10 protein-coding genes and 1 riboswitch are annotated in these 16,846 nt (G+C 64.7%); of the genes, 7 read left to right on the top strand and 3 right to left on the bottom strand.

Annotated elements, in window-relative coordinates; translation table 11 throughout:
- Positions 1-12: 12 nt before the first annotated feature.
- On the bottom strand, positions 13-987 hold the full coding sequence (gene ilvC, locus AC5QAH_RS13595; protein WP_010480761.1) for a ketol-acid reductoisomerase: 975 nt from the start codon (positions 985-987) through the stop codon (positions 13-15).
- Positions 988-1,601: 614 nt separating this feature from the next.
- Between ilvC and ggt the strand changes: the two genes are divergently transcribed.
- Positions 1,602-3,395 (top strand): gamma-glutamyltransferase, encoded by a 1,794-nt coding sequence (ggt, locus tag AC5QAH_RS13590; RefSeq protein ID WP_495232399.1) that lies wholly within the window; start codon positions 1,602-1,604, stop codon positions 3,393-3,395.
- Between the two features lie 638 nt (positions 3,396-4,033).
- Here the strand turns inward: ggt and AC5QAH_RS13585 are convergent.
- Entirely contained in the window at positions 4,034-5,611 is a 1,578-nt protein-coding gene (locus AC5QAH_RS13585) for a BCCT family transporter (RefSeq protein ID WP_049412107.1), read from the bottom strand.
- Between the two features lie 245 nt (positions 5,612-5,856).
- A riboswitch (TPP riboswitch) is annotated at positions 5,857-5,958 on the top strand.
- An 82-nt stretch (positions 5,959-6,040) separates the two neighbouring features.
- On the opposite strand from AC5QAH_RS13585, the gene thiC reads away from it, so the two are divergent.
- The 6 genes from thiC to AC5QAH_RS13555 all read left to right on the top strand — a co-directional run bounded on the left by thiC (position 6,041) and on the right by AC5QAH_RS13555 (position 15,537).
- On the top strand, positions 6,041-7,885 hold the full coding sequence (gene thiC / locus AC5QAH_RS13580) for a phosphomethylpyrimidine synthase ThiC (RefSeq protein ID WP_478414646.1): 1,845 nt from the start codon (positions 6,041-6,043) through the stop codon (positions 7,883-7,885).
- Positions 7,886-7,978: 93 nt separating this feature from the next.
- A complete protein-coding gene (locus tag AC5QAH_RS13575; RefSeq protein ID WP_349744270.1) occupies positions 7,979-8,650 on the top strand; it encodes an ion channel in 672 nt (223 codons plus the stop codon).
- A gap of 260 nt (positions 8,651-8,910) precedes the next feature.
- The gene (locus tag AC5QAH_RS13570) at positions 8,911-11,235 is read left to right on the top strand and encodes a winged helix-turn-helix domain-containing protein (RefSeq protein ID WP_029379901.1); all 2,325 of its coding nucleotides are present in this window, start codon (positions 8,911-8,913) and stop codon (positions 11,233-11,235) included.
- Between the two features lie 114 nt (positions 11,236-11,349).
- The gene (locus tag AC5QAH_RS13565) at positions 11,350-12,249 is read left to right on the top strand and encodes a helix-turn-helix transcriptional regulator (RefSeq protein ID WP_010483985.1); all 900 of its coding nucleotides are present in this window, start codon (positions 11,350-11,352) and stop codon (positions 12,247-12,249) included.
- A 49-nt stretch (positions 12,250-12,298) separates the two neighbouring features.
- A complete protein-coding gene (locus AC5QAH_RS13560; protein ID WP_010483986.1) occupies positions 12,299-15,157 on the top strand; it encodes a TonB-dependent receptor in 2,859 nt (952 codons plus the stop codon).
- 170 nt (positions 15,158-15,327) lie between these two features.
- The gene (locus AC5QAH_RS13555) at positions 15,328-15,537 is read left to right on the top strand and encodes a hypothetical protein (RefSeq protein WP_010483987.1); all 210 of its coding nucleotides are present in this window, start codon (positions 15,328-15,330) and stop codon (positions 15,535-15,537) included.
- 55 nt (positions 15,538-15,592) lie between these two features.
- Here AC5QAH_RS13555 and AC5QAH_RS13550 read toward each other — a convergent pair whose 3' ends face one another.
- Entirely contained in the window at positions 15,593-16,714 is a 1,122-nt protein-coding gene (locus AC5QAH_RS13550) for an HDOD domain-containing protein (RefSeq protein WP_049437215.1), read from the bottom strand.
- Between the last annotated feature and the right edge of the window lie 132 nt (positions 16,715-16,846).

The following is a 16,846-nucleotide window of genomic DNA, read 5'->3' as shown; positions in this document are numbered from 1 at the left end:
GGTGCCGCGTTGTTACGCGGCTTGACCTTGCAACCAGACCATCTTGGCGCGCAGTTCCTTGCCTACCTTCTCGATCGGATGCTCCAGGTCGGCCTGCTTGAACTTGTTGTAGTTCGGCAGGCCCGCTTCGTACTCGGCCACCCAGTTCTTGGTGAAGGTGCCGTCCTGGATGTCCTTCAGCACTTCCTTCATGCGTGCCTTGGTGCCGGCATCGATCACGCGCGGGCCGCTGACGTAGTCGCCGTACTGCGCGGTCTCGGAGATGAATTCCAACATGCGCGAGATGCCACCTTCGTAGAACAGGTCCACGATCAGCTTCAGTTCGTGCAGTACTTCGTAATAGGCGATCTCCGGCTGGTAGCCGGCTTCCACCAAGGTCTCGAAACCGGCCTGCACCAGCGCCGAGGCACCGCCGCACAGCACGGCCTGCTCACCGAACAGATCGGTCTCGGTTTCTTCCTTGAAGGTGGTCTGGATCAGGTTGGCGCGGGCGCCGCCGAGGCCGGCTGCATAGGCCAGGGCGTACTCAGCCGCCTTGCCGCTCTTGTCCTGGTAGACCGCCCAGATGCACGGCACGCCGCGGCCGATTTCATACTCGCGGCGGACCAGCGCGCCCGGGCCCTTCGGTGCGACCAGTACCACGTCGAGATCGTCACGCGGCTTGATCATGTCGAAATGAACGTTCAGGCCGTGCGCGAACAACAGCACCGCACCCTGCTTCATGTTCGGCGCCAGCACGTCGTCGTACAGCTTCTTCTGCACCATGTCCGGGGTCAGCACGGCAACCAGGTCGGCATCCTTCACTGCATCGGCCGGGGCCTTGACGGTGAAGCCATCGGCCTGTGCCTTGACCTCGGTCGGGCCGCCCGGGCGCAGGCCTACCACCACGTCGAAGCCGGATTCGCGCAGGTTCAGTGCGTGGGCGCGGCCCTGGCTGCCGTAGCCGATGACGGCGATCTTGGTCTGGGGCAGGTCGTTGGTGCTCATGGGGGAGGTTCCTTGCAGTGGGAAGAAAAAAGAACGGCCGGTCGTCGAGGTGACGTGCCGGCCGGTCAGGGGAAAGCGGTGGGGGAGGCGCCATGCGTCGCACAGGCACAGCCACCACGAGGCGTCGTGGTGGTGCTGGTCCAGGTTTTGACGGTGGCGTTGTTCATGGTGGTTGCGTCTGAAACCAGGTCCTGAAATGAAAAAACCCGCACCGGGGCGGGTGCGGGTTTTGATGAGTTCCGGTGTGTTTGTTGCTTACACGCTGGCTCGTCCCGCACCTGTTGGTTGGGTAATAAGTACGAGCACAAGAATCGAACGCAGCGAGGCGGCGCCGGTGTCGGCGGCTTCGATGTGGGGTCGCGGTGGCGTGTTGTGATGCAACATGTGATCGAGAGAAACACAGCCATTTCGGCGCTGTCAACCCTCGCGACGGATTTTCTATCGGTTTCTGGCGCATCCAGCGCAATCACTTGCGGCACAAGGATGGTTGCCGCTGAAAGTGTTTCGATGAACCCGAATTCACTCCTTTCAGAGCGGTTTCTGCGCGGAATCCGGGCTGTTTTCGCCTTGGTGGGTGCGGACCTGGGTCCGCACCCACCGAAAGACCATCGCCCATGACCTCTGCCCGATACCGCGTGAAGGCCGCAGCGGCGAAGATCGGAGCACCACCCTTCCATCGGAACCCGACCGTGTCCCGACGCCTTGCCCGTTCCCTGTTCGCCACCGCCGTGCTCGCCGCCATGCCTGCACTGTCCTTCGCCGCCGACCGCATTACCGGCCAGACCTTCGCCACCCGTTCGGAGGTGATCGCCCCGCACGCGATGGCCGCCACGTCGCAGCCGCTGGCCACCCAGATCGCGCTGGACGTGATGAAGGGCGGCGGTTCGGCAGTGGACGCTGCGATTGCCGCCAACGCCGCGCTCGGCCTGATGGAGCCCACCGGCAACGGCATCGGCGGCGACCTGTTCGCCATCGTCTGGGACCCGAAGACGCAGAAGCTCTATGGCTACAACGGCTCGGGCCGCTCGCCGAAATCGCTCACCCTGGCCGAGTTCCAGCGCCGTGGCCTGAAGGACATCCCGGCTACCGGCCCGCTACCGGTGTCGGTACCTGGCGCGGTCGATGGCTGGTTCGCCCTGCATGGCCGTTTCGGCCGCAAACCGATGGCCGACAACCTGGCGCCGGCCATCCGCTACGCGCGCGAGGGTCACCCGGTGGCTGAAGTGATCGCCTACTACTGGGACCGCTCTGTGCCCAAGCTGTCGCAGTACCCGGGCTTCAAGGAGCAGTTCACGATCAACGGGCACGCACCGCGCAAGGGGGAAATGTGGAAGAACCCGAATCTGGCCAGCACGCTGCAGAAGATCGCGGACGGCGGCCGCGACGCCTTCTACAAAGGTGACATCGCCCGCACGATCGGTGATTACTTCAAGGCCAATGGCGGTTACCTGAGCTACCAGGACCTGGCCGACCATCACGGCGAGTGGGTTGAACCGGTCAGCAGCAACTACCGTGGCTACGACGTGTGGGAGCTGCCGCCGAACAGCCAGGGCATCGCCGCGCTGCAGATCCTCAACGTGCTGGAAGGCTACGATTTCTCGAAGATTCCGTTCGGCTCACCCGAGCACGTGCACCTGTTCGTGGAAGCAAAGAAGCTCGCGTTCGCCGACCGTGCACGCTTCTACGCCGACATGGCCTTCCAGCCGGCACCGGTGCAGAAGCTGATTTCCAAGGAATACGCGGCGCAGCGTCGCGCGCTGATCTCGATGGACAAGGCGCTGAAGGAAGTGCAGCCGGGTACACCGAAGCAGCTGGAAGAGGGCGACACGATCTACATGACCGTGGCCGACGCCGACGGCATGATGGTGTCGCTGATCCAGTCCAACTACCGCGGCATGGGCAGTGGCATGGCGCCGCCGGGGCTGGGCTTCATCCTGCAGGACCGTGGCGAGATGTTCGTGCTGCAGAAGAACCATCCAAATGGTTATGCGCCGGGCAAGCGTCCGTTCCAGACCATCATCCCGGCCTTCATCACCAAGGGTGGCAAGCCGTACGCCAGCTTCGGCGTGATGGGCGGCGCGATGCAGCCGCAGGGCCACGCGCAGATCGTGATGAACCTGGTGGACTTCGGGATGAACCTGCAGGAAGCCGGTGACGCACCGCGCATCCAGCACGACGGTTCCACTGAGCCGACCGGTCAGGCGACGGCGATGACCGACGGCGGTGAAGTGAATCTGGAAACCGGCTTCCCGTATGAAACGGTGCGCGCGCTGATGCGCAAGGGACATCGCATCGTGTTCGCCGACGGCCCGTATGGCGGTTACCAGGCGATCATGCGTGATCCCGAGACCGGGGTGTATTACGGCGCGTCGGAGAGCCGCAAGGATGGGCAGGCGGCGGGGTATTGAGGTTTCCCGGCCACCGGGCTGAGCCCCCTCTGCGGTGGTGGTTCGTGGAAGCGGGATCATGTGATTGGGCCGGGCGGGTGGGCTGTTCGGGGGACGCCGTGAATCCGTCCCTGGAGGCTTGGCAGCCGCTTGCTCGTGTGCGCTGTCCTGCGCACACGGCAAGCCCGGGGTTGGGCGTCCTGCCCAACCCGCCCGAGGCATGCCTCGGGCCCATGCGGCTCACGCCCCCAGCCAACCCACCCGCCCGGCCACGGACAGTTTCCTGCGGCCGCCACCGCAGGAAGAGAAAGAAGAAGATCAAAAGCAAAGACAACAGCAACAGCCGCGCGCTGTGGGTTGGGGTCGGATCCGTTTTCCGAAGGAAAACGGATCCGACCCCTTCTTGTTTTCCGATACACCTGATCCACGCGTGGCGTGGATCTACTGCCGTCACCGGGAAATTGTCGGAGGCGGGGAGGGGGCCGATGGCGGGACCGTCCACGGCATGGATGCCGTGGCCGAGCCTACAAGGACGTACTTGCGGCGTGTCCCGCCATCGGCCCCCTCCCCGCCAAACCAGCAGAAATCCAGAGCCGCTTTTGAAGTTGCTGTTGCCGTTGCTTGAGAAAAGCGGTGCAGCCGCAGGCTGCAAAACCCCCTCAATCCTGATCGTGCGCGCGCGCTGCCTCCGCCTGGGTCTCCTCCTGCGCCGCCATCTCGCGTGCGATCCACGCATCGATCATGTGCCGCTGGCGCTGCGCCTGCCGCCGCTCCCGCGTGTACTCCTGGTCCAGCACCCGGTACAGCGACACCATCACAAGAAGCATCAGCAGCGCGAACGGCAGCGCTGCGATGGTGATCATGCCCTGCAGCGCCTCCAGTCCGCCTGCCAACAGCAAGGAACCCGCCACGAGCGCAATGCCGACACCCCACGCCACTTTGTGCTTGCGCAATGGCTCGCCAGCGTCGTCCGTGGACATGCTGGCCAGTACCAGTACCGCAGAATCAGCCGAGGTCACGAAGAAGATCATCAGCAGCACCAACGCGATGCTCGACAGAAGAAGAGGCAACGGAAGGCTGTCGAACATGGTGAACAGCACTGTCTCGTAGCCGTTGCCCAGCGCCTGCAGCAGGTCGGCCTGGCCGAAGATCTGCATCCAGATGGCGGTGCCGCCGAACACCGAGAACCAGAAGAAACCCAGCAGCGTCGGCGCCAACACCACGCCGATCACGAACTCCCGAACACTGCGGCCTCGCGAGATGCGCGCGATGAACGAGCCCACGAACGGTGCCCAGGAAATCCACCAGGCCCAGTAGAAGATCGTCCAGTCGGCCACCCAGGTGCTGGACGAGAATGGCGACATGCGCAGGCTCATCGTCACCAGCTGATTGAGATAGGAGCCCAGCGTGGTGGTGAAGGTATTGAAGATCGCGCCAGTCGGGCCGAGCACCAGCACCAGTGCCAACAGCAGCGCCGCCAGTGCAAGGTTGAAGTTGGACAGCCATTTCATGCCGCGGCCGACGCCACTGAGCGTGGACGCCATGTACAGAACGAAGGCCATCGCAATGATCGTCAACTGCAGCGGAACGCCCGCCTGCACGCCGAATACGCGTTCCACGCCGGCTGCGATCTGCACCGTGCCGAAGCCCAGTGCTGTAGCCACGCCAATCGCAGTGGCAACGACCGCGGAGATGTTGACCACACGCCCGATCCAGCCACGATGGTGACGGCCGATGATCGGTTGCAGCATGTCACTGACCTGGCCACGGCCGTTGCGGTTGAACTGGAACCAGGCCATTGCCAGGCCGATCAGCGCATAGATGGCCCACGGGTGCAGGCCCCAATGGAAGAATACGTAGCGCATGGCAGCACGCGCAGCGTCCATGCTTTCAGGTGCCAGCCCTTCCGGTGGTTTGCTGAAATGCGAAATGGGCTCGGCGGCGCCCCAGAACACCAGGCCGATGCCCATGCCGGCGGCGAACAGCATCGACATCCAGCTGGCCCGCGAAAATTCCGGTTCGGCGTCTTCGCCACCGATGCGCAGGTTGCCGAAGCGGCCGAAGGCCAGGTACATCAGGAATACCAGGGCGAGGAACACGACCAGCAGGTAGAGCCAGCCGATGCCGCGGATGAGTTCGCCGAGGATGCTCTGCACCACGGTATTGAAGGGGCCGGGTGCAACACCGGCGAGCAGCACCAGCAGCAGAACCAGTGCAATGGAAACGCGAAACACCATGAAGGGGCTTCTCCGATCAAGGGATTGAGGGGAGCGAGCAGAGCTTGCTGCGAGGGGCCGGCGACATGCAGCACAGACCGGGCAGGGGCCGCGAAGGCGACGAGGAAACACCGGCCGCAGCGGCACGATGCGCGTGCACGTTACTGAATGCGATGTCACGGTTCTGTTAATACAGAAACAGCGGATCCACGCCGTGCGTGGATGGAACAGCCAGGAGCTGCGGTGCGTTCTATGGTCTAATGCGCACCAAGAAGCGGGGGTACCGCGGCCATGTGGCCACGGTTGAGACAGTCCCTTGGAACCTGATCCGGCTCATACCGGCGTAGGGAAGCTTTGCAGTGCAGCCATGCCCGGACTCCGCCCAAGGACCGTCCGGGAGCGGCAGCAGTGCGCCGCCGCTTCGTCCCTGACCTTCCTGGACGATGCCCGATGAACGCACAGCTCTCTGCCCTGCAGCAACAGGCCAAGCAACTCTCCGAATCCGTGACCCGGCCCATCCCCGGCTCGCGCAAGATCCACGTGCCCGGCTCACGTCCGGATCTGCAGGTACCGATGCGCGAGATCGCGTTGACCCGCACGCCGACGCTGTTCGGCGGCGAAGAGAACGCACCGGTCACGGTCTACGACACATCGGGCCCGTACACCGATCCGGAGGTGCGCATCGATCTGTCGGCCGGTTTGCCGGAACTGCGCCGCGGCTGGGTGGAAGAGCGCGGTGATACCGAGCAGCTCGAAGGACTGAGTTCTTCGTTCGGCCGCGATCGCGAGCAGGACCCGAAGCTCGATGCGGTGCGCTTTCCCGCGCGCAGCCTGCCACGCCGTGCGCGTGCAGGTGCCAACGTCACCCAGATGCACTACGCGCGCCGTGGCATCATCACGCCGGAGATGGAGTTCGTCGCCATCCGCGAAAACCAGCGCCTGGACGCGATCCGCGATGCCGGCCTGCTGCAGCAGCACCCGGGCGAGGCATTTGGTGCCTCGATCCAGAAGATCATCACACCGGAGTTCGTGCGCGATGAGATCGCACGCGGCCGCGCGGTGCTACCCAACAACATCAACCACCCGGAAAGCGAGCCGATGATCATCGGCCGCAACTTCCTGACCAAGATCAACGCCAACATCGGCAACAGCGCGGTGTCCTCGGGCATTGCCGAGGAAGTGGAGAAGCTGGTGTGGGCGATCCGCTGGGGCGGCGACACGGTGATGGACCTGTCCACCGGCAAGCACATCCACGAAACCCGTGAGTGGATCATCCGCAACTCGCCGGTGGCGATCGGTACCGTGCCGATCTACCAGGCGCTGGAGAAGGTCGACGGCCGCGCCGAAGCACTTACCTGGGAAATCTTCCGCGACACGCTGATCGAGCAGGCCGAGCAGGGTGTGGACTACTTCACCATCCACGCCGGCGTGCTGCTGCGCTACGTGCCACTCACCGCCAAGCGCGTGACCGGCATCGTCAGCCGTGGTGGCTCGATCATGGCCAAGTGGTGCCTGGCGCACCACAAGGAGAATTTCCTCTACACGCATTTCGAAGACATCTGCGAGATCATGAAGGCCTATGACGTGACCTTCTCGCTGGGTGACGGCCTGCGCCCGGGCTGCATCGCCGATGCCAACGACGCCGCGCAGTTCGGCGAGCTGGAAACGCTGGGCGAGCTGACGAAGATTGCCTGGAAGCACGATGTGCAGACCATGATCGAGGGCCCCGGCCATGTGCCGATGCAGCTGATCAAGGAGAACATGGACAAGCAGCTGCGCGAGTGCGGCGAGGCACCGTTCTATACGCTGGGCCCGCTGACCACCGACATCGCGCCGGGCTACGACCACATCACCAGCGCGATCGGTGCGGCGATGATCGGCTGGTTTGGTACCGCCATGCTCTGCTACGTGACGCCGAAGGAACACCTCGGCCTGCCCAATCGCCAGGACGTGCGTGACGGCATCATGGCCTATCGCATCGCCGCGCATGCGGCCGACCTGGCCAAGGGCCATCCGGGCGCGCAGGTGCGCGACAACGCGCTGAGCAAGGCGCGCTTCGAGTTCCGCTGGGAAGACCAGTTCCATCTTGGCCTGGATCCGGAGAAGGCCAGGGAATTCCATGACGAGACGCTGCCGAAGGATGCGCACAAGCTGGCGCACTTCTGCTCGATGTGCGGTCCGCACTTCTGTTCGATGAAGATCACCCAGGACGTGCGCGACTACGCCGAGGCCGGCATGAAGGAGAAGTCGGCGGAGTTCCGCGCGGCCGGTGCCGAGGTCTACCGCCAGGGGTGATGCGGAAGCGGGGGTGCCGGCCAGCGGCCGGCGCTACCGCTCATCACACCGCTCCCGGCTATCCTCGGCCCACCACCCTGGGGAAAGGACGCCATGCCCGTTGCCATCACCACCCGCTGGCTGGCCATTGCCCGCCGTCATCCTTCGGCCTGGCTGCTGGGAGCCCAGTTGATCGCCGTGCTGCTGTACCCCGCGCTGGATGACACCGCTGCGGGCCGCGCGGCGCTGGGCATGTTCGGCATGGCGGTACTGGGCCTGGCGCTGTGGGTGGTCCAGCGCAGCCCGCTGGGCACCTGGCTGGCGCTGCTGCTGGCCGTTCCTTCGGTGGTGTTCTCGCTGGCCGGTGCATTGCTGGATCGCAGTGCGCTGCTGACCACCGCGCAGCTGCTGGAAAGCCTGCTGTACTTCTATACGGCCGGTGCACTCATCGCCTACATGCTCCAGGACCATAGAGTCACCCGCGATGAACTGTTCGCGGCAGGCGCGACATTCACGTTGCTGGCCTGGGCCTTCGCGTTTGCTTTCGCCGTGTGCCAGCAGTGGTATCCGGGCAGTTTCCAGGGCACCGGTGGTGGTGCGCAGCGCACCTGGATGGAACTGCTTTATCTGAGCTTCAGTTTGCTCTCGGGTGTCGGCTTGAGCGACGTCGTGCCACTGCATCCGCAGGCGCGTGCATTGGTCATGCTGGAGCAGTTTTCAGGCGTGATGTACGTGGCTTTGGTGGTTTCACGACTGGTCGGATTGACCATGCTGCGGCGCATGTGAAAATGAACGCCAGATAAAAATTTCGCGCCCCGCAGGGCGCGAATGGTGCAGCAAATTATGTGAATGCGTCGGCGAGAGAGAGCCTGGATGTCGACCACGCGATAGGCGAGGTAACCCGCATAGGCTAGTATTCGCCCGCTTCATTGTTTTTGCGGTATGCGCCGATGCTTTGTGCGGAGTCTGGCTTTTTGCTGTTCCCAGGACGGGAGGGTATCGAAGGCAAACGCTGCCCCGGACCTGTCTCTACTGTGTAGCGGAAAATGAACAGCAGTGAAAACCAGCCCCCCGGATTCGATCGGATCCGGATCGGAGAGTGCACTGTCACTCTGTCCTCGCGAGAAGTCGAGGTCGTCGGTGCGCGTCGCCCGCGTCGGCTGACGCCGAAGGCGCTGGGCGTGCTGCGTGTACTGCTGCGCCAGCCCGGGCGTGTTGTCACCCGCGATGAACTGTTCGCGGAAGTCTGGCCGGACACGCTGCCGACCAATGATGTGCTTACCCAGGCCGTCACCCAGCTGCGCAAGGCGTTCAGCAACGACGACGACAACGGCCAGGCCTATATCGAGACCATCGCCAAGACCGGCTATCGCCTGCTGGTGCCGGTGCAGGTACTGGACGATGTCGAGGCGGCACCGTCCTCAGAAGCCGATGACGGAATCGCGGACGTGCAACCGGTGATGGGCATCGCCGAGGAGATGCCGGCACACGTGCAGGCATCGCGCCGCCGCTGGCGCCATGTCCGCCGGCGCGTGCTGCTGGTGCTGGGCGTGCTGATGCTGGCCACGGTGGTGGTGCTGGCCGCGCTGCTGCTGCGGCGGGCACCGGCCAGCAGTTCAGCGGTGGATGCGGCCGTGGAGAACGGCACGCGCGTGATCGGCAGCCCGCAGCGTCCCTATCGGTTGATCACCGCAACCAGCGGTTTTGAAACCTATCCCACGCTTTCACCCGATGGTTCGTTGGTGGCCTATGAAGGCGCCAACGAAGACGGGCAAGGGGGTGGGGCGATCAAGGTACAGACCTCCGGCAACGCGCCAGCGCGGCAGCTGCTGGCTCCGCCGGCCGGCTCGGTTGACCGCTTCCCAAGCTGGTCGCCGGATGGACGCGAGATCGCCTTCGCGCGGTTCAGCAACAACGGCGGCTGCCAGGTGCTGATCGCCAGCGCGACCGGTGGTGCCCTGCGCCAGGCCACGCGGTGCGATGGCACCGAGCTGCTCAGTTTCGACTGGACGCCGGACGGCCGTGGCCTGGTGTTCGGCAGCATGGTGGGGCGCTATGCCCATCGGGGCATCCGCAAGCTCGATCTGGCCAGTGGCCAATGGGAGGCGCTGGACTACGGTGTTGCCGAGGATGACTTCGACTATGCGCCGCGCTACTCGCCTGATGGCAAGTGGCTGGTGTTCGTGCGCAATCCGCAGCTGGGCGACCTGTGGCGCATGCCGGCAGCGGGGGGCACGCCCGAGCAGCTGACCAGCGAGGCCGCTGAACTGCGTGGCTGGGCCTGGTTGCGTGATGGCCGGACGATCGTGTTTGGACGCCGTGTCGACAGTGAAGTGCGCCTGTACTACCTGGACGTCGAGAGCCGCACGCTGCGCGATGCCGGGCTCGACGACGCACAGTGGCCGGCCACTGCGCGCCGCGCGGGCATGCTGGCCTTCGTCCATCGGCGCGCGCAGTTCGGCATCTTCAAGGTGCCGATGGAGGGCGGCTCGCCGCCGCAGCGCTTGTTTGCGTCCAGTGGCCGGGATGGGCAGCCGATGGCGGCGCCGGATGGACGCCAACTGGTGTTCACGTCCGATCGTTCAGGCAGCTTCGCGCTGTGGTGGGCGGACATGGAGCGCCCCGATTCGCTGCGGCCGATCGAAGGCTTGCGGCCCGAGGCACGTCAGGCACCGGACTGGTCGGCCGACAGCCGCCGGTTGCTGGTGGTGGGGCGCGACGAGCACGGACGCACAGTGGTCTATGAGATCGCCCCACGTGACGAACGCGTCCAGCCGTTGCCTGTCCCGTCGGAGCAGCCGCTGCAGGCACTGTACGGGGCACGCCCGGACCAGCTGCTGGTGGTCGAGCGCGATGACCAGCAACAGACCCGGCTGAGCCTGTTTGATCGAAGCGTGCAGCCCTGGCGCCGCCTGGCCAGCATCGACGGTGTTTCGCAGGCGCGGTTCGATCGCAGCAGCGGGCGTGTGCTGTTCACCCGCCTGGCCGCAGGAGGCCTGTGGTCGGTGGATGCGGCGTTGGCACCGGCAAGCGTGCAGCAGATCAGCGATGACCGGCCCAGCCGGTGGCGGTACCGTGCCTGGACCGTGGCCGGCAGCAACGCGATCGGCTACCTCGGTACGTCCACCCGTTGTGGCACGACACTGGTGCTGATCCAGGCCGGGCGCGAGGAGCCGGAACGCTGCCTGGATGCGGAACGCCTCAGTGCCGGCAACGGGCTGAGTGCCGGCGCCGATGGGCACACGCTGTTCGTGGCAATGGCGGTCAGCGACGGTGCCGACATCGGCGTGATGCGCTTGCCCGAGCGCTCGCCGACGCTGCTTCCGGCGTTCTCCAAGTTGTTGTTGTTCAACGGAAATGGGCCTTCGTAATTTCTTCGTGGCGACCTCGCCGCGAATTCGTGGCGATCTCGTCTGACTTTCCTGACGTGGTGCCGCCTGATTTGGCAAAACGGAGGCCTGTACTAGGCAAACCGTGGTGCCCCCATGCGTCAACTCTCGCTGGCCGATCGCGGCCAAACCGTCTCTCTGGACCGGTCGCTCGACGATGCTGCGCCGACCTGCCTGGGCGTGGCCCGGCTCGGCAGCCTGCAGACCGCAGGCAGCAGCTTCACTGTGTGGATGCAGGTGCGCGGCAGCTCCTGGGTGGAAGCCAAGGAAGGACGCTTCCGCTTGCGCCAGGGCGAGTGGATCGCCTTCGAGAAAGAGTCGCGGCCGCTGGTGCAGGCAGGCCGCAACGGCTTGTGCGTTGGCCTGAACCTGACTGTCGAAGCACTGCGCGTGCTGGCCGAGATGGCCGACTGCGGCCTGTACGCCGGGCGTGGCCGCATGAGCCGTGGCGATGCCCGCGTTGCGCTGCGCCTGTGGCGCGATGCGTTGGCCAGTGGCCAGCCGGCACAGGCACTGCGCCCGCTGCTGCTGCATCTGGCGGGCCTGCAGCGTGGGCTGGCCGACAACGTGCAGCGTTGCCCGGGTCGCTCGCGCAGCCGCAAGCGCCAGGTATTCGGCCGCATGCAGCGCGCCCGCCTGTACCTGGAAGGCAACAGCCACCGCGTGGTGCGCATCGGTGAACTGGCCGAGCTGACCAACTTCTCCAGCTGGTATCTCTCCAAGACCTTCCAGAGCCTGTACGAGGAAAGTCCGCAGTCGCTTTCAGCACGTTTGCGCCTGGAAAGGGCGGCCGACCTGCTGCGGGACACCGACATGATGGTTGGCGAGGTCGCTGCGGCCAGTGGCTTCGACAACTGCTGCAGCTTCGCGCGTGCGTTCCGCGCCCGCTACGGCCAGTCCGCATCGCGCTTCAGGGAAAACGGCGGCTTGCTGCCGCCACAATCTGCAAAGTCTCCGGTTGGCTCGCGCAAATACAGCGCTGCAACGCAATCGTAACGTGCTGGGGTGTTTTAACACGCTGCTAACACGTACCTTGGAGAGATAGATGAACGTTCGTAATCCCGCAGTGCGGCTGGGCCTTCTGCCGGCTGGCATTGCGTTGGCGCTGACGCCCGCCTTTGCTTCTGCGCAGGAAGCAAAGGATGCGACCACCCTGGATCGCATCGAAATCACGGGCTCGCGCATCCGCGGCGCCTCGATGGAGACCCAGCAGCCGGTCCTCACGCTGAGCCGTGAGAACCTGGAAAAGCAGGGCTACACCACCGTCGCCGATGTCCTGCAGAACCTGACCTCGGCAGGTTCGCCGGCCATTTCCCGCGCGGACTCGCTGTCCTCCGGCGAAAACGTTGGCGGCTACTACGTCGACCTGCGCAACCTTGGCGCGCAGCGCACCCTGGTGCTGATGAACGGCAAGCGCCTGGGCGCGACCACTGCCGGCTACCAGGATCTGAGCCAGATTCCGATGGCCGCCGTCGAGCGCATCGAAGTGCTGAAGGATGGCGCCTCCGCCATCTACGGTTCGGACGCCATTGCTGGCGTGGTCAATGTGATCACCCGCAAGCGCTTCGATGGTGCTGAAGCCAGCGTCTACGTTGGCCAGTACGGCCGCGGCGACGGCGACACCAACACCTACTCGTTCACCCTCGGCTCTGAAGGCGAGCGTGGCGGCGTGACCCTGTCGGCCGAGTACTCCAAGCAGGATCCGGTGTGGGCGAAGGATCGTTGGTTCAGCCGCGACGGCGGCCTGGGCCCGAATTCGACCTCTGCCGACTGGAGCCCGCTGAGCCAGAACAGCACCTGGTGCGACCCGCGCGTGTGGGGCGACTGCAAGCCGCGCGCTGCAGGCCAGCCGCAGCCGGAGTGGAAGACCCTGAATCCGGGCGGTGACCCGAAGAATGCGGCCGACTACCACCTGCTGACTCCGGCCGAGTACTCCAACGCCAACCAGCAGATGATGGTGCAGACCGGCATCGAGCGTAAGTCCGTGTATGTCAACGGCAGCTACGATCTGGCTGATTCGATCACCTTCAATGCTGACGTGCTGTACAACCAGCGCACCACCGACCAGCAGATCGCGGGTTACCCGTACCAGTCGCTGTCGTTCGGTACCCCGCTGTCGAAGGACAGCGCGTTCAACCCGATCGGCCAGGACGTTGAGTTCCGTCGCCGCCTGTGGGAAGTGCCGCGTACCACCAAGAGCGACCTCAAGACCCTGCGCTTCGCGCCGAGCCTGAGTGGCTTCTTCGAGTTTGCCGGCAAGACCTGGGACTGGGACGTTGGCGCGCTGTGGAACCGCAACGAGCTGACCAAGACCGGCTACGGCGACATGAGCCTGATCGCTTCCGAGCAGGCACTTGGCAAGTCGTTCATCAACGGCCAGGGCGTTGCTCAGTGCGGGACCGCCGCCAATCCGATCCCGCTGAGCCAGTGTCGCCCGTGGAACCCGCTGCTGCCTTACGGCGTCAACGGCCAGGGCTCGCTTGCCGACCGTGATCTGCAGAACTTCCTGTTCCCGACCTACACCGACACTGGTGTGACCAAGACCACCAGCTACACCGCCAACCTGTCCGGTTCGCTGTTCGAGCTGCCGGCCGGTGACCTGGGTGTGGCCATGGGCTACGAGCACCGCAAGGAAGAAGGCCGCTTCGTGCCGGACGCCTTCCGTCAGTCGGGCCAGTCGACCGGCCTGGCGTCGACCACCACCTCGGGCAACTACTCGCTGGATGAGTTCTACCTGGAACTGAACGTGCCGATCCTGTCGGACCTGCCGTTTGCCAAGGAACTGACCTTCAACGTCGCAAGCCGCTACTCTGACTACAGCAACTTCGGTGACACGATCAACTCGAAGTTCGGCCTGGTGTGGCGCCCGATCGACGAACTGCTGGTCCGCGGTACCTACGCAGAAGGCTTCCGCGCACCGACCGTTGACGATCTGTACGGCGGCACCAACTCGAGCTTCGAGCGTTATACCGATCCGTGCGGTTCGACCTCGCCGGGCAACGTCGCTGGCAATGCTGCCTGCGCCGCGGCTGGCGTGCCGGCCAACTACGTGCAGGTCGGCCAGGGCTTCGCGCCTTGCAGCACCTTCCCGTGCGCGACCCCGGACCAGTTCGTCAGCGGTTCGAATTCGGCTCTGAAGCCGGAAACCTCCAAGAGCAAGACGGTTGGCCTGGTCTGGAGCCCGCGTTGGGTGCAGGGCCTGGACATCTCGCTCGACTGGTACCGCTACGAGCTGAAGAACATGATCATCGCTGACAGCGTTGATCGCATCCTGCGTGACTGCTACGTGCTGGGCAACGCAGCTCGCTGCGAAGGCGTCACCCGTGCCGCTGATGGCCATATCGAGGCACTGACCTACGGCCTGGCCAACCTCGGCTCGATGGAGACCGAAGGCTACGATCTGGGTGTCAAGTACCGCCTGCCGGAACTGTCGATCGGCAAGTTCAGCATCGACTGGCAGACCAGCTACCTGGCCAAGTACGACGAAGCCGGCCAGAACAAGAAGGGTGAGAACATCACCATCGGTCGCGTTGGTGAGCCGGGCCTGTTCCGCGTCCGTTCGAACCTGGGTGTCAACTGGGAGCTGGGTGACTTCGGCGTCAACTGGACTGCCCGCTACTACTCGGGCATGAAGGAAAGCTGCATCGACGACGCATGGTGCGACGCTCCGAACCACTACGCCAATGGTGAGCCGGATCCGCTGCGCCACACCGGCTCCAACACCTTCCACGATGTGCAGGTCAGCTGGAAGGCTCCGTGGGATGCCACCATCGCCCTGGGTGCGAACAACGTGTTCGATCACCGCGGTGCGCTGCAGTACTCGGCGCCGAACTCGAGCTTCGCCTACTACGGTGGCTTCGACGTCGGTCGCTTCCTGTACATGAAGTACACCCAGCGCTTCTGATAGTTCGAAGTGCGACAGCAGTACCAGGAGGGCGGACCGCAAGGTCCGCCCTCTTTCTTTGTAGGGGAATTCCGAAATATCTTGGAAGGTGAGGGAGGTCACGTTCCTGTCGTGTCGCAATCAACACAGTTGCTGGGTCCACTTGCGGACCCTTGCACATGGAGAGAGCGATGAAGAGCACGCTGTTGCACAAACTGTCTGCTGCTGCACTGATCTATGCAACATTGGTGGGTGCGGTGTTTGCCCAGACCGGTGGCGTCTGTGGGGGCGGGCTGTACTGCGAGGAGCTGCGTCAGGAATGCCTGGCTGCAGGCAAGTCGAAGGTCCTGTGCGATCTGCAGTATCGCCACTGCGTGCAGGATGCCTGCGGCGCGCGCTGATGCAAAAAAGGCGCGCCTTTGGGCGCGCCTTCGAGGTTCTTCCTGCGTTGACAGCTCAGGTCTCGCTGGGTACCAGTCCCATCAGGCTGTTGGCATGCTCCCGCCACTGCGGCAGCCTGTTGAGAACACCTGCGCGCTGCAGGTAGTCCTCGTCCACCGGATCACCATTGACCAGTGCCAGTGCCACGTGCACCGCGCCGGTCACCCAGAAGCTGCGCGTATTGGCACGCTGCGGCTGCAGATGGAACGCGACCGCTTCGATGATCGGCATCGGCAGGCCCCACAGGCCGAGCAGATAGGCACCGGCTTCGGCGTGGCCCGGGCGGGTGTCACCGGCCAGCGACGGTTCGCTGCGCTCGTTGCGCACGCCGGGCAGCAGCAGGCCGATGTCGGCCAGCAGCGCGGCGGTCGCGCCCAGTTCGGCGCTGGATTCGGGCAGCAGGCGTGCCGCCAGCCGCGAGGCGAGCAGGGCGCGCTGCTGCAGTGAATTGCGCTCGGCCGTGGACAGTGTCGGTGCCGAGAACACCTCGCTGGCCAGTACCAGATCGCGCAGCGTCGACAGGCCGAGGCGGGTCACGGCGGTGCGCAGGTCGGCAATGGTGCGACCCTGGCTGAAGAACGCCGAATTCGACAGTTGCAGCACCTTGGCGGCGATGGCCGGATCGGCCGCCACCAGCTTGGCGACGTCGGCGCTGTCGGCGTCGTCGTCATGTTCCAGTGCCTGGGTCAGGCTCAGGTACAGGTGCGGCGGCGAGGGCAGCTTCTCGATACGGCCGATGGCGTCGCGCAGGCGTGGGCTGTCCAGCACTTCACGCAGCTCTTCCAGGCTGGTCAGCGCTTCCAGCAACACTTCCGGTGCCAGCGGCAACGGCAGGAAGCGGTGGGCCACGCCGATCAGGCGTGCCGGCGGCGGCCGGTTGCCGTGCTGGGCGTCCACCAGCGCAATGCGGATGGTTTCCGGGCGCAAGGTCCGGATCTGGCCAAGCAGCGTGGTGGCATTGAGATCCGGCAGTTGCGGGCAGACGATCACCGCATCCACGCCCTGCGTGGCCACCGCGGTCATCGCGGTCTGGCCATCGGTGGCGGTCAGCGGCTGCCAGTCTTCCCCAAGATCGGCAATGAATTCGGTCAGCTCAGCCGGCAGGCTGGCTGCATCCCCAACAAGCAGAATACGCACGACACATTCCCCTGGCTGTCTCGACGATGGATGTCGACGACGTGTGAAGTGACGCAATTTACCTAATACGGCGGCAAGAGTGATGTGCCGTCGTCATGAAACGTGACCCGCATCGCTCCGGCGGGGTGCCGC

This window comes from Stenotrophomonas sp. YJH_SMC_43 (genome assembly GCF_059372535.1).
The sequence above is the reverse complement of the archived record's forward strand: the minus strand, read 5'-3'. Positions and strand labels throughout refer to the sequence as shown.